The following is a 13,085-nucleotide window of genomic DNA, read 5'->3' as shown; positions in this document are numbered from 1 at the left end:
CTTCGTTTCGGAGATGGTCAGTGAGAGAAGCTGATCGAGGGCAGGATGCGGCGCAACCAGCTGGGCGCCCACCAGGCGGCGCGGCCGGTGATCCGCAACAGGGCCGGAAGGAGTGTGAGGCGGATCAGGACGGCATCCAGCAGAACTGCGACACCGAGGATGATGCCCATCTCCTTCGGGGGGAGAGGCTCGGCCAGGGCGAAGGTGAAGAACACCGCCACCATGACCGCCGCCGCGGCGAAGATGATCCGGCCGGAGTGGGCCATGCCGTCGATCTGCGCCTGTGTGGCGTTGTCGGACCGCTCGAAGTGTTCCTTCGCGGTGGCGAGCAGGAAGACCGTGTAGTCCATCGCGATCGCGAAGATCATGGCGAAGAAGAACACCGGTCCCCACCCGTCGAGGAAGCCCTGCGGTGTGAAGCCCAACAGGTCCGCGAGGTGCCCGTCCTGGAAGATGAGCTTCGCGACGCCGAAGGCAGCTGCCGTCGACAACAGACTGACCACGGTGCCGATCAGGGCGATCAGCGGTGCCTGCAGCGAGACCAGGAGCAACAGAAAGCCCAGGATGAGGATGACGGAGACAACCAGCGGGAAGTAGTCGTTCAGGGCCTGCTGGAGGTCCAGGTTCTCGGTGGGCGCGCCACCGACCAGCGCGCCGTCGGGAAGGGTGTTGCGCAGGTCGTCGACGATCGTGCCCATCTGCTCGTCGGATGGATCGACCGACGGAAGTGCCTGCATGAGAACGTAATCCGAGTCGTCTGCGGCGGGCATCGGGGGAGTCACCATCTGGATTCCCGGGGACTGAGAAGCGGCCTGCGCGGTCTGCTGCGCCTCGTCGGCAGGCGCGACGATCTGCAACATCCCGGGTGCGCCCTCGCCCATCTGTGACTGGACGAGTTCGTAACCCTGACGCACCGGTGCGTCCTCGGGGACGACGGTGATCGACGGCATCGCGACCTTCAGGCCGAACACCGGGATCGCGAGCGCGACGAGAACGCCGAGGGAGCCGACGGCCACGGTCCACGGGTGACGGTGCAGGAAGAGTCCCCAGCGGGCGAACACCGGTGAACGGTGTTGCTGACGGCGGGCATACGGCATCGACACCGCATTGACCCGGGGACCCAGCTTGCCCAGTGCGGCGGGCAGAAGTGTCAGGGTTGCCGCCAGGACGAAGACGACGGCGAGCATGATGCCCACGGCCATCGTTCGCACCGCGGGTGCGGGAACCAGCAGCACCGCGGACAGGCTCACCAGGACGGTGATGCCGGAGAGCAACACCGCCTTTCCTGCGGTGTCCATGGTCTCGGCGACCGCGGCACGCATGTTGTCCTCGTAACCGCGCATGGCATCGCGGAAGCGCGACACGATGAACAGGGCGTAGTCGATGCCCAGGGCCAGGGCGAACATCATGGCGAAGTTGATCGCCCACACCGAGATCGGGGTGACCTGGTTGAGCAGGACCAGTCCGCCGGCGGAGGCGACGAGTCCGGCGATGGTCAGCAGCAAGGGAAGTCCGGCCGCGACCAGCGACCCGAAGGCCAGCACCATGATCGTCAAAGTGACCGGCCAGGAGAACAATTCGGCCTTGATCATCGCGTCGTGGTTGGCCTTGTTGAAGTCACTCCACAACGCCGACGCGCCGGTCGGGTAGACCTCGACGCCGTTTCCGGACAGACCGGTCAGCTCGTCTTTGTGTTCGTCGACCGCCCGCACCATCTCGTCGGTGTTGGCGGCAGCGCCGATGATGACGATGCCGGTGTGACCGTCGGGGCTGATGGACATCCCCGGTTGTGGTGGCACGACCTTGGCGAATCGGTCATCGGTCGCCGCGAGTTCGGTGATCTGTCCGACGACGGCCTGGACCGCGGGACTCTCCACGCGATCGCGGTCGGAGTGGACGACCACCTGGACCGCGGCCGAGGAGTTCCCGCCGAAATGCTGTTGGGCCAGCTCGCGGACCTGGACGGACTCGGACCCGTTGGCCTGCCATCCGGCGCCGGCGAGGGAGGAGAACACCGAGGGTGCCGCCGCTCCCAGGACCACCAGGAGCAGTACCCAGACGCCGAAGACCCAACGGGCGCGACCCGCCATCGTCGCGCCCCAGCGTCCGAGGAGCCCGGCTGTGGGACCCGAGGTATCAGGTGCTGCTTCGTCTTCGGACAAGGCCGAATTCGACGACATGAGAATCCTTTCGTTTATACCCCTAGGGGTATCCGATCTGGCGTCGAACATACCCCTGGGGGTATCCTTGGGTCAAGGGGCCGATATCGATCGGTTGCGGAAACGGCGGAATGCCGAGACAGGAGAGGTCGGAATGACCAGTGATGGGAGGGCCCGTGCGGCCGTCGACGACGAGGCGATGGGTGCTGTCCTGAATCGGCTTCGACGCGCTCAGGGCCAGCTTGCGGGCGTGATCGCCATGATCGAGGCGGGTCGGGACTGCGCGGACGTGGTCACGCAGCTCGCGGCGGTGTCACGCGCGCTCGACCGCGCAGGGTTCAAGATCGTTGCATCGGGGATGTGGCAATGTATCGAGGCCGCTGACGGCGAACAGCCGCCGTTGTCTGAAGCCGAACTGGAGAAGTTGTTCCTCGCCCTGGCGTGACGACGCGCGGGCTGATGTGGTGATGGGCGCGGGGCGGAAGAGAGAGGGCTGTGGGGCCCTCCCTCTTCGGTGATCGCCGGCGCGCGCCGGCGTGATGTGTGTGCGGCGCTAGCTGGGGTAAGCGGCGCGGGGCAGCCCGGCCTTCGCCATCAGCAGGCTGGCCGGGCACCATCCAACCGCGCTGTAGAGCAGCAGGTTCGCGGCGACGAACAGAGTGAGCACGGTCCACCATGGGGACACCGTCAGCACGAGGATGACGCTGATCGTCACCATGACGCCCGCGAGCGCGGGCACCATTCTTTCCACCGTCAGTCGGGGCTCGTGAGTACCGGTTGCGCGTGTCATGGGTCTTCCTTCTGCGGGGGACGTGTGAACGCCCGGGATCGATGACGACGCCACTATACCCCCTGGGGTATAGTGGCGTCGTTGTCTCGAACTCGAACGTAAGGACCGAGAGCATGTGTTCACCGGTGAAGTGCCCAACGTGTGGTAAGACGACCTGGTCGGGCTGTGGCAGCCACGTCGACCAACTCAAGCGTCGCGTTCCCGCTTCTCAGTGGTGCGACGGGCACGAGCAAGAGCCGTCCCGACGTTCCAAGTGGTGGTCGCGAGCCTGACCGGACGAATCTCCTTTGGGGACGTGCTCGGCCCGGCGCTACTCTTGAGAACGGCATATCTCCCGCGACGACCTCGTCGCGGCGACCACCCGCGAAGTCGAGGAAGTTGATGAGCGCACCCACCGCAGAGCCCTCCGTCGCAACCGGCGAGTCCGACACCGAGAAGGTCGTCCTCGGACTCGCCAGAGCTGCGAAAACGGCATCCCGCTCACTGGGTGGACTGACGACGGCGGACAAGAACGATGTCCTGCTCGCGGCCGCCGACGCCATCGAGGCCGCCACGGAGACGATCCTCGCGGCCAATGCCGAGGACATCCAGCGCGCCGAGGAGGCGGACACCGAGGCGAGCCTGCTCGACCGCCTGCGTCTCGACGCATCCCGCGTCGTCGGCATCGCCAACGGTCTGCGGCAGGTCGCGGTCCTGCCGGACCCTATCGGCGAGATCGTCGCCGGCAAGACCCTGCCCAACGGGCTCCAGCTCCGACAACTCCGGGTTCCTCTCGGCGTTGTCGGCATCGTCTACGAAGCACGTCCCAACGTCACCGTCGACGCCTTCGGCATCGCCTTCAAATCCGGTAACGCAGTGCTGCTCCGCGGCTCGTCGTCGGCGCGGTCGTCGAACGCCGAACTCGTCCGCATCCTGCGGGAGACCTTGTCCTCCAAGGGGGTCAGTGCCGACGCGGTGTCGTTGCTGCCCAGCGGGGACCGCTCGAGCGTCACCGCGCTCATCCGCGCCCGCGGGCTCGTCGACGTCGTGATCCCGCGGGGCGGTGCCGGACTCATCGAGGCCGTCGTCTCCAATGCGACCGTCCCGACCATCGAGACCGGCGTCGGCAACTGCCACGTCTACGTGCACGCGCTCGCCGACCTCGACGTCGCCGTCCGCGTCATCCTCAACTCCAAGACGCGTCGGCCGAGTGTCTGCAACACCGCCGAGACCGTCCTCGTCGACAAGGCCGTCGCCGTCGACGCGCTGCCCCGGATCACCCAGGTGCTCCAGTCGCAGGGTGTTGTCATCCACGGAGACGAGCCCGGCATGGAACCGGCCACCGAGGACGACTGGCGCAAGGAGTACCTGTCGATGGACATCGCGCTGAAGATCGTCGACGATCTCGACGCCGCGGTCTCACACATCGACACCTACGGCACCGGGCACACCGAGGCGATCATCACCACCGACCTCGCGGCCGCGGACGAGTTCACCCGCCGCGTCGACGCCGCCGCAGTCATGGTCAACGCCTCGACGGCCTTCACCGACGGCGAGCAGTTCGGGTTCGGCGCCGAGATCGGCATCTCCACCCAGAAGCTGCACGCCCGCGGCCCGATGGGCTTGCCGGAACTGACCTCCACCAAGTGGCTGGTCTGGGGCAACGGCCACGTTCGGCCGGCCTGATGACGACCCCCGCCGAGTACACCGGCTCCGGACCGCAGGTCGTCCCGTCGTTCACCTCCGTCGACGACGTCGTCGCGAAGCTGCGTGCGACCGGCTATCTCGCCGACGACGCCACCGCGACGTCGACCTTCCTCGCCGACCGTCTGGGCAAGCCGCTCCTGGTCGAGGGGCCCGCGGGTGTCGGCAAGACCGAGCTGGCCAAGTCGATCGCCGCGGCCACGGACGCCGAACTCGTCCGCCTGCAGTGCTACGAGGGCATCGACGAGGCACGCGCTCTTTACGAGTGGAACCACGCCAAGCAGATCCTGCACATCCAGGCCACCGGCAACCGCGCCTGGGACGAGGCGAAGACCGACATCTTCTCCGACGAGTTCCTGCTGCCGCGTCCGCTGCTCAAGGCGATCTCGCGCGAGGGTTCGACCGTGCTGCTGATCGACGAGGTCGACAAGGCCGACGTCGACATGGAAGGTCTGCTCCTCGAGGTGCTCAGCGACTTCGCGATCACCATTCCCGAGATGGGAACCGTTGCCGCGCAGCGCCGTCCGATCGTGCTGCTCACCTCCAACGCCACGCGCGAACTGTCCGAGGCGCTCAAGCGCCGCTGCCTGTACCTCTACATCGACTTCCCTGATGCCGAGCGGGAGAAGGAGATCCTCGCATCGCGGGTACCGAACCTGTCGTCGTCGCTGAGCGCGGAACTCGTCCGCATCGTCGGCGTGCTGCGGACGCTGGACATCCGTAAGAAGCCGTCGGTGGCCGAGACGATCGACTGGGCCAACACCTTGCTTGCACTCGGCGCGGGCGAGCAGGCCGACACCAAGCGCGGGGGCCTCGACGACGGTCTCATCGCGCGCACGCTCGGGGTGGTGCTCAAGCACCGGCCCGACCTGAAGACGGCTCTCAAAGAACTCAAGCTGGGCTGATGACGACTCCGCTCGTCGCGCACCTCACCGATTTCGTCGACGAGCTGCGTCGTCGCGGGATCGTCGTGGGGCCGTCGGCGCTGATCGACGCGGCGAGCGCGATGGAGGTCCTCGACCTGCTGGAGCGCTCGCGTCTCCGCGAGGGGTTGGCGACCACGCTGCTCGTCGACAATGCGCATCGCGGGGTGTTCGACCGCGTCTTCGATCTGTGGTTCCCGGTGGGAGCCGGAATGCGCACCGTCACGGAGGATCTGCCACGCGACGAGGAGGGCAACCTCGATGTCGAGGCCGTGCGTGACGCGCTCGCCGAGCTGCTGGCCGACGACGCGGCGGCCAGTGACGGCCGGCTCGAGCAGGCGATCGCGATGATCGTCGACGAGCTGGGACGCTATGGCTCCACGAAGGGTGAGGCCTTCTCGGCGTACCAGGCGATCTCCGCGGTGAGCCCGCAGACGCTGATCGCCAAGATCGCCGCGGCGATGGCCGGGGACGGCGAGGGCGTAGGTGGCCGACCGGGCACCGAGCCGCTGTACCGGCAGGCCGCCCGCCAGAAGGCCGCCGATCTGCGGGCAGCGATCGAACGCGAGACGCAGCGTCGGATGGCCGACCGCAACGGCCGCGACAAGGTCGGTGCCTACGCGGTGCCGCCGCTGCCGGAGAACGTGAACTTTCTCTCCGCGGGCGCCAAAGAGCAGGTGGAGATCCGCAAGACCATCGAGCCGCTGGCCCGGCTCCTCGCGGCGAAGCTCGAGACCCGACGCCGCCGGGCCCATCGCGGTGCAGTGGACGTACGGAAGACGCTGCGCGCCTCGATGTCGACCGGCGGTGTGCCGATCGAACTCAGTCACCGCAAGCCCCGTCCCGGCCGCCCGGAGCTGATCATCATCTGCGACGTGTCGGGGTCGGTCGCCGGTTTCAGTCAGTTCACGTTGCGACTGGTGTACGCACTCCGGCAACAGTTCTCGAAGGTTCGGGTGTTCGCCTTCGTCGACACCGTCGACGAGGTGACCGAATTCTTCGACCACGGCGAAGAGGACTTCGGTGCGGCGATGCACCACATGATCTCGACCGCGCGGATCTCGACGCGCGACGGACATTCGGATTACGGGAACATGCTCGCCGGCTTCGTCGGCGACTACGCTGAGACGCTGACTCATCGCGGAGCGCTGCTGGTCCTCGGCGACGGCCGTAACAACTATCACGACGCGCACGTCGACGCGCTCGCCGAACTCGTCGAACGTGCCCGTCACGCGTACTGGCTGAACCCCGAGGCGAAGGAGCATTGGGGGACCGGTGACTCGGCCGCCACCGATTACGCGGAGGTCATCGACATGTTCGAATGCCGCAACGCCACACAGCTCGGCACGGTCATCGCCGACCTGCTGCCGATCTGAGCGCGGCGTCACCGCGTAGACTGACCGTCCATGTCAACCGACCGCCATCGTGCGCGCCGCATCGGTGTGATGGGTGGCACGTTCGATCCGATCCACAACGGGCACCTGGTGGCGGCCAGCGAGGTCGCTCATCGCTTCGAGCTGGACGAGGTGATCTTCGTCCCGACCGGACGCCCGTGGCAGAAGCTGGGCGAGCACACATCGGTGAGTCCGCCCGAGGATCGGTATCTGATGACGGTCATCGCGACGGCGTCGAATCCGCAGTTCAGCGTCAGTCGTGTCGACATCGACCGTGACGGTGACACCTACACCGTGGACACGTTGCGCGACCTGCGGAGGCAACTGCCCGACGCTCAGCTGTACTTCATCACCGGCGCCGATGCGCTGGAGTCGATCCTGTCCTGGCAGGATTGGGAGGAACTGTTCGACCTCGCCCGCTTCGTGGGCGTGAGCCGACCCGGCTACGAACTCGACGCCACGCACCTGGCCCAGCATCTCGCGCAGATGCCGGACGACACGCTGCACCTGCTGGAGATCCCGGCGCTGGCGATCTCGTCCACCGAATGCCGCACACGTGCGGCGCTGGGCCGCCCGGTCTGGTACCTGGTGCCCGACGGCGTCGTGCAGTACATCGCCAAGAGGAAGCTGTATCGTGCGCCTCGGGCGTCGTCGCCTGGTGTGTCCGCGCCGGGAGCGGAGCGAGCGGGCGGAAGGTCCGCCGCGCCGGGAGCGGAGCGAGCGGGCGGAAGTTCAACACCGTCCGCGCCGGGAGCGGAGCGAGCGGGCGGAAGTTCAACACCGTCCGCGTCGGGAGCGGAGCGAGCGGGCGTCGAGCCCTGAGTGAATATTTCGAGAGGACTTGTGTGACTGCGTCAGCTGAAGCGTTGGAGATGGCCAAGGTGGCTGCTCTGGCGGCCGCGGAGAAGCTCGCCCATGAGGTGACCGTGATCGATGTGTCGGAACAGTTGGTGATCACCGACGCCTTCGTCATCGCGTCGGCGGACAACGAGCGGCAGGTCAATTCGATCGTCGACGAGGTCGAGGACAAGCTGCGCGAGGCCGGTCACAAGCCGCTGCGTCGTGAGGGCACCCGTGAGGGGCGTTGGGCGCTGCTCGATTATGCCGAGATCGTCGTGCACATCCAGCACACCGACGAGCGCCGCTTCTACGCGCTCGAGAGTCTGTGGAAGGACTGCCCGGTCGTCGAGGTCGAAGGACTTTCGTGAGCGGGGGTCCCGATACGCACGACACCTCGGTCGAGCGTCTGACCCCGGTCGTCCGGCGGCTGATCCTGCTGCGCCACGGGCAGACCGAGTACAACGCGGGTAGCCGTATGCAGGGCCAGCTCGACACCGACCTCTCCGAGCTCGGTGTGCGGCAGGCTAATTCGGCTGCCATCGAACTGGCGAAGCGACAACCGCTGGTGATCTGGTCGTCGGATCTGAAGCGTGCCCGTGACACGGCGGAGGCTCTTGCGCAGCGGACCGGACTGCCGGTCACAACCGATGTGCGCCTTCGTGAGACGCATCTCGGCGAGTGGCAGGGCCTGACCCATCTCGACGTCGACGAGGTCATGCCCGGCGCGCGTGCGGTGTGGCGCGACGACGCGACCTGGACGCCACCGGGTGGCGAGAGCCGCGTCGACGTGGCGAAGCGTTCCACCCCGGTGGTCGACGAGCTGATCGAGCTTTTGCCGGATTGGGGTGTCGGCGACAATCCCGAGGCGCCGGTTGTGCTGGTGGCCCATGGTGGCGTCATCGCGGCGATGACCGCGGCGCTGCTCGGTCTGCCGGTGGACGACTGGCCGGTCTTCGGTGGTCTCGCGAACACCAGCTGGGTGCAGCTGTCGGGTCACGGTATGCCCGGCGACCTCCCGCGGTGGCGGTTGGACGTGTGGAACGCGTCGGCCGAGGACTCGGACCCCGCCGTTCAGTGACCGACGTGAACGGCGGTGCCCCCTCGGGGGAGCGCTGCATGATGGTCCTGTCCGACTCGCTGGCCTACTACGGCCCGGTCGGCGGGCTGCCCGCGAACGATCCGCGGATCTGGCCGTCGCTGGTCGGCGCCGACGTGGGTCTGCCGGTGAAGCTGTTCGGCCGGATCGGCTGGACGAGCCGCGACGTCTGGTGGGCGCTGACCCAGGACCCGAACATCTGGGCCACCGTGCCGAACACCGACGTCGTCGTCCTTGCGTTCGGCGGCATGGACACGCTGCCCTCGCCCTTGCCGACGGCGCTGCGCGAGCAGATCCGTTACGTGCGGCCTAATCGGCTGCGGCAGTTGGTCCGTGACGCGTACTCGTGGGTGCAACCCCGCGGCTCGCGCGTGGGGTGGCCGCTGGCGCTGCCGCCGAAGGTGACGGTTGAATACCTCGACAAGATCCGTGAGGCCCTCACACAGCTCCGGCCGGATCTGCCGATCGTCGTGTGCCTGCCGCCGACGCATCGCAGCCCGTACTACGGCTACGTCCACACCGGTCGGATCCCGGCCACGGCGGCGATCGCGCGGTGGGCCGACGAGCACGGACTGCCTTGCGTCGACTTCTATCCGGTGACCCGCGACGCCTTCGACGATCCGGCGGCGGAGATGAACCCGGACGGCATCCACTGGGGCTTCTCCTGCCATCGTCAGATCGCGGATCTGGTGGCGCCCGTGGTCGAAATGAGCCGCGCGAACACGTGGTCGACTGAGGCGTGACTCCCATGTGAGGTCCCACAGGTGAACCGGCTAACGTAGACGCGTGCCTGTCGTCGTAGTCACAGATTCGTCGTCTCGGTTACCGGAATCGGTCACCGAGCACTATGGGATCCGGCAGGTCCCGCTCCATGTCACGATCGAGGACAAGGACTACCGCGAGGGTGTCGATCACATCCCGGAGGATGTCGTCTCGACACCGGGTGTGACCACGTCGGGGGCCAATCCAAGTGAGCTGACCGAGTACTTCGAGTCGGCACTCGAGGCGAGCGACGGTGCCGGCGTGGTGGCCGTGCACATGTCGCGAAAGCTCTCCGGCACGTGGAGTTCGGCGCGGCTGGCGGCCGAGAAGTTCTCCGGACAGGTCCGCATCGTCGACTCCCGATCCGTCGGTCTCGCAGTGGGTTTCACCGCCGTCGCGGCGGCGCAGGCGGCCGCGGACGGCGCCGACCGGGATCGCGTGTACGAGTCCGCGATCCGGCAGGCCGCGACCGTCGACTCGCTGCTGTGCGTCCAGCAGCTCGACAACCTGCGTCAGAGCGGCCGGATCTCCGCGGCCGGCAAGATCTTCGGCTCGGCGTTGTCGATCAAGCCGATCCTGCACATGGTCGACGGCACGCTCCAGCTCAAGGAACGTCATCGTACGTTCTCCAAGGCACTGGACAAGATGGTCGACGCGGCGGTCGAATCCGCCGGTGGACGTGCGGTCACGGTCGGCGTCCAGCACTGCGAGACCCCCGACGTCGCGGCGGAACTCCTCGCCACGCTGCGCAACCGGCTGCGGATGGTGACCTCCGAGCTGACCGTCGACCTCGGGCCGATCCTCGGCTCCCACGTGGGCCCCGGATCGGTGGGCATCGTCATCGCGTCGCATCTCGACCCGATCGAAGGGCTCGAAGAAGGCTGAGCCGCGCGACCTGAGTGGGGAACCGGTGGACAGTCTGGTTGCTGTCCACAGATCGGTCGGCCGCGCGCTGTGCCACGTCGTTTCAGCGCTGAACCGCCCTAACGTGTGGCGCCATGAGCGCATCAGGACGGCGGAATCCGCTGGACCGTCTGGGACCGGTCGTCGAGTCGCCGGCGCGGTGGGATCTGTCGCCGGCCGGAGCCGAATCCGACCCACCGCCCGGTGTAGGCGACCCGGTCGCGGCAGCTGTTGTCATCGAGGAGCCCGAACATCCCGGCTGGGGGATCGGCGGGATGCCGACGTGGCTGGATGCGCCGCCGCCGTCGCCACCGCGTCGTGGTCGGGTCGGGCGATTCGACGACGTGCTCGACCCGGACGACGACTCTCCGGGCGGGGACGAGGACGACGACCCCATTCGACGCCGACGCTTCGCGGTGGCGCCGCCGGCAGCGATCGCGCTGATCGCGGTCGGGGTGATCGCCTGCGTCGTGGCCGGGTTCGGACTGTTCCGCGGAACGGATACGACGCCGGTGGTGGACTTCGGTGCAGCCGGGCTGTCGTCGACGGCGGCGGTATCGACGCCTCCGGTTGCCGCACAGCCGAGTACGACGCCGGCCCAGTTGGTGGTGAGTGTCGTCGGCCTGGTGAACAAACCGGGACTGGTACGTCTGGCTCCTGGAGCGCGGGTCGCGGAGGCGATCGACCACGCCGGTGGGCCGCGTAAGGGCGCGGACCTGTTGTCGCTGAATCTCGCTCAGGTTCTGCGGGACGGGGATCAGGTCCTCGTCGGCTATGCCGGTGGTGAGGGGCAGATGTCGATGCGCAGTGCGGTGGTCGGCGCGGAAGGTGCTGTGCCGGCGCCCGGTCCCTCGGCGGGCCCGGGCAGTCCGCCACCGGCGCCACCGGCGGCGGCCGGCGGTCGGGTCAACCTGAACACGGCGACCGAGACCGAACTCGATGCACTGCCCGGGGTCGGTCCGGTGACGGCGAAGGCGATCCTCGACTGGCGAGAACGCAACGGCCGCTTCACGTCTGTGGATCAGCTGGCCGAGGTCGACGGGATCGGTCCGGCGCGACTGGCGAAACTGCGTGACCTTGTGACGGTCTGACGGTGGACTTACGGCTGCTCGTGCCGGCGGTGGTGGTGTGGGCGGTGACGGCGTTCGGTCTGGTGGCCCCGGTCGGGGTGAGCGTCAGCATCGCGATCGTGGCGTCGGTGGCTGCCGTGGCCGGTGTGGTCGGGTCACGCCGGTTCGGTTGGGGAGTTGTGGGGCTCGTCGTCGTGGGAGCCGGCCTGGCCGCTGCGTGTGCAACGTCGCTCGCTCTTCGGCAGGAGGTGCGCGCCGACCATCCGTTGGGGCATGTCGCTGGAAAGGCAACGGCGGTCATGACCCTCCGCAGCGATCCGACCCCGATCGGACCGGCCGGTCAGGGACGTATCCGCGCGCGGGTGGACGTCGAACAGATTGGGAATCAGCGGGTTACGAACGCAGCTGCAGAGCTGCGCGGTGCGGCACAGTCATGGTTGGGTTTGCTGCCCGGCCAACGGGTTGTCGCGGTCGTGAAGGTGCGGGCACCGCCGAACCGAAGTCTGCTCGTCGCATCGGTGACGGCCTCGACTCCGAAACTGGTCGGTGAACCGCCCGCGTATCAACGAGTCGCCGGATCGATCCGGCAACGCCTGCAACTGGTGGCCACCCGCGGCCTCGAACCGGAGGCCGCCGGCCTGCTGCCGGGTCTGGTGCTCGGTGACGAGAGCGGGCTGGACGAGGACCTGCGCGACGACTTCCGCGCCGCCGGACTCAGCCACCTGACGGCGGTGTCGGGAGCGAACTTCGCGATCGTCTGCGGCGCTGCACTTCTCATCGTCCGCAGTACAGGGGTGCCCCCGCGGGCGGCGGCGGTCGTCGGACTGGTGGTGATAGTCGGGTTCGTGATGCTCGTACGACCCACGCCGAGCGTGCTGCGGGCGGCGCTGATGGGTGCAGTCGGTGTGCTGGCACTGTTCGCGTCGCGGCGGTCTCAGTCGATGCCGGCTCTCGGGGCCGCGGTGATCGGTGGTCTCCTGTGGTGGCCGGAACTCGCGCTGCAACCGGGTTTCGCGCTCTCGGTGGCAGCCACCTGCGCGATCGTGCTGTGGGCGCCGCGTCTGCGGGACCGGTTGCGGGCGTGGCGATGTCCGACGGGGCTCGCAGAGGTGATCGCGATGGCGGTCGCCGCGCAGGTGGTCACCGCGCCGATCGTCGTGCTGGTCACCGGCCGGTTGTCGGTGGTCGGGATCGTGGCGAATCTGCTCGTCGCCCCCGTCGTCGCGATCATCAGCGTGGTCGGAACCGTCGCCGCCCTGGTCGGTGCGGTCGGCCCGCCGGACGGACCGGGCGCCGGGATGGCCGAGCTGTTGGTGCGTGCTCTGGGACCGGAGCTGTGGTGGATGATTCGGTGCGCGCACGTCCTCGGCGGGCCGGGGTGGGCCAGTGTCGAGGTGTTCGGGTGAGGAGAAGATGAGGCAGATGCCCCACGCGGGTAAGACGGGTCGCGGACGACGCTGGGGTC

The 13,085-nt window shown here is 67.9% G+C and carries 13 protein-coding genes; 11 read left to right on the top strand and 2 right to left on the bottom strand.

The window, feature by feature from the left end:
• Positions 1 to 17 precede the first annotated feature (17 nt).
• A complete protein-coding gene (locus tag RVF83_RS22220) occupies positions 18 to 2,180 on the bottom strand; it encodes an MMPL family transporter (RefSeq protein ID WP_005199351.1) in 2,163 nt (720 codons plus the stop codon).
• 133 nt (positions 2,181 to 2,313) lie between these two features.
• Between RVF83_RS22220 and RVF83_RS22215 the strand changes: the two genes are divergently transcribed.
• Positions 2,314 to 2,604, top strand: a complete 291-nt coding sequence (locus RVF83_RS22215) for a metal-sensitive transcriptional regulator (protein WP_005199350.1) — start codon at positions 2,314 to 2,316, stop codon at positions 2,602 to 2,604.
• A gap of 108 nt (positions 2,605 to 2,712) precedes the next feature.
• On the opposite strand, the gene RVF83_RS22210 is transcribed toward RVF83_RS22215, so the two are convergent.
• A complete protein-coding gene (locus tag RVF83_RS22210; protein WP_039880670.1) occupies positions 2,713 to 2,949 on the bottom strand; it encodes a YgaP family membrane protein in 237 nt (78 codons plus the stop codon).
• 381 nt (positions 2,950 to 3,330) lie between these two features.
• Here RVF83_RS22210 and RVF83_RS22205 point away from each other — a divergent pair, with 381 nt between their 5' ends.
• From RVF83_RS22205 to RVF83_RS22160, 10 genes are all read left to right on the top strand, one after another.
• The gene (locus RVF83_RS22205) at positions 3,331 to 4,614 is read left to right on the top strand and encodes a glutamate-5-semialdehyde dehydrogenase (protein WP_005199345.1); all 1,284 of its coding nucleotides are present in this window, start codon (positions 3,331 to 3,333) and stop codon (positions 4,612 to 4,614) included.
• Entirely contained in the window at positions 4,614 to 5,537 is a 924-nt protein-coding gene (locus RVF83_RS22200; protein WP_005199342.1) for an AAA family ATPase, read from the top strand. Before RVF83_RS22205 ends, RVF83_RS22200 begins: the two co-directional genes overlap by 1 nt.
• The gene (locus RVF83_RS22195; protein ID WP_005199341.1) at positions 5,537 to 6,931 is read left to right on the top strand and encodes a vWA domain-containing protein; all 1,395 of its coding nucleotides are present in this window, start codon (positions 5,537 to 5,539) and stop codon (positions 6,929 to 6,931) included. The genes RVF83_RS22200 and RVF83_RS22195 overlap by 1 nt, the downstream gene beginning before the upstream one ends.
• Before the next feature lie 30 nt (positions 6,932 to 6,961).
• A complete protein-coding gene (nadD, locus tag RVF83_RS22190; protein ID WP_039880668.1) occupies positions 6,962 to 7,771 on the top strand; it encodes a nicotinate-nucleotide adenylyltransferase in 810 nt (269 codons plus the stop codon).
• A gap of 23 nt (positions 7,772 to 7,794) precedes the next feature.
• On the top strand, positions 7,795 to 8,157 hold the full coding sequence (rsfS, locus tag RVF83_RS22185; protein WP_005199339.1) for a ribosome silencing factor: 363 nt from the start codon (positions 7,795 to 7,797) through the stop codon (positions 8,155 to 8,157).
• Positions 8,154 to 8,867: a histidine phosphatase family protein gene (locus RVF83_RS22180; RefSeq protein ID WP_005199338.1), complete on the top strand. Its 714-nt coding sequence runs from the start codon at positions 8,154 to 8,156 to the stop codon at positions 8,865 to 8,867. Before rsfS ends, RVF83_RS22180 begins: the two co-directional genes overlap by 4 nt.
• A 38-nt stretch (positions 8,868 to 8,905) precedes the next feature.
• Entirely contained in the window at positions 8,906 to 9,628 is a 723-nt protein-coding gene (gene octT / locus RVF83_RS22175) for a diglucosylglycerate octanoyltransferase (protein ID WP_051989310.1), read from the top strand.
• A 43-nt stretch (positions 9,629 to 9,671) separates the two neighbouring features.
• On the top strand, positions 9,672 to 10,532 hold the full coding sequence (locus RVF83_RS22170; RefSeq protein ID WP_005199336.1) for a DegV family protein: 861 nt from the start codon (positions 9,672 to 9,674) through the stop codon (positions 10,530 to 10,532).
• Positions 10,533 to 10,645: 113 nt separating this feature from the next.
• On the top strand, positions 10,646 to 11,641 hold the full coding sequence (locus tag RVF83_RS22165; RefSeq protein ID WP_039880666.1) for a helix-hairpin-helix domain-containing protein: 996 nt from the start codon (positions 10,646 to 10,648) through the stop codon (positions 11,639 to 11,641).
• A 2-nt stretch (positions 11,642 to 11,643) separates the two neighbouring features.
• Entirely contained in the window at positions 11,644 to 13,026 is a 1,383-nt protein-coding gene (locus tag RVF83_RS22160) for a ComEC/Rec2 family competence protein (RefSeq protein ID WP_005199334.1), read from the top strand.
• Positions 13,027 to 13,085: the final 59 nt, after the last annotated feature.

The sequence above is a fragment of the Gordonia rubripertincta genome (genome assembly GCF_038024875.1).
GTDB classification, from domain to species: Bacteria; Actinomycetota; Actinomycetes; order Mycobacteriales; family Mycobacteriaceae; genus Gordonia; species Gordonia rubripertincta.
The sequence above is the reverse complement of the archived record's forward strand: the minus strand, read 5'-3'. Positions and strand labels throughout refer to the sequence as shown.

What these genes read in the sequence shown, in the direction of transcription:
- RVF83_RS22220 (WP_005199351.1), bottom strand. Translation starts at nt 2,180, where the DNA reads ATGTCGTCGAATTCGGCCTTGTCCGAAGACGAAGCAGCACCTGATACC.
- RVF83_RS22215 (WP_005199350.1), top strand. Translation starts at nt 2,314, where the DNA reads ATGACCAGTGATGGGAGGGCCCGTGCGGCCGTCGACGACGAGGCGATG.
- RVF83_RS22210 (WP_039880670.1), bottom strand. Translation starts at nt 2,949, where the DNA reads ATGACACGCGCAACCGGTACTCACGAGCCCCGACTGACGGTGGAAAGA.
- RVF83_RS22205 (WP_005199345.1), top strand. Translation starts at nt 3,331, where the DNA reads ATGAGCGCACCCACCGCAGAGCCCTCCGTCGCAACCGGCGAGTCCGAC.
- RVF83_RS22200 (WP_005199342.1), top strand. Translation starts at nt 4,614, where the DNA reads ATGACGACCCCCGCCGAGTACACCGGCTCCGGACCGCAGGTCGTCCCG.
- RVF83_RS22195 (WP_005199341.1), top strand. Translation starts at nt 5,537, where the DNA reads ATGACGACTCCGCTCGTCGCGCACCTCACCGATTTCGTCGACGAGCTG.
- nadD (WP_039880668.1), top strand. Translation starts at nt 6,962, where the DNA reads ATGTCAACCGACCGCCATCGTGCGCGCCGCATCGGTGTGATGGGTGGC.
- octT (WP_051989310.1), top strand. Translation starts at nt 8,906, where the DNA reads ATGATGGTCCTGTCCGACTCGCTGGCCTACTACGGCCCGGTCGGCGGG.
- RVF83_RS22165 (WP_039880666.1), top strand. Translation starts at nt 10,646, where the DNA reads ATGAGCGCATCAGGACGGCGGAATCCGCTGGACCGTCTGGGACCGGTC.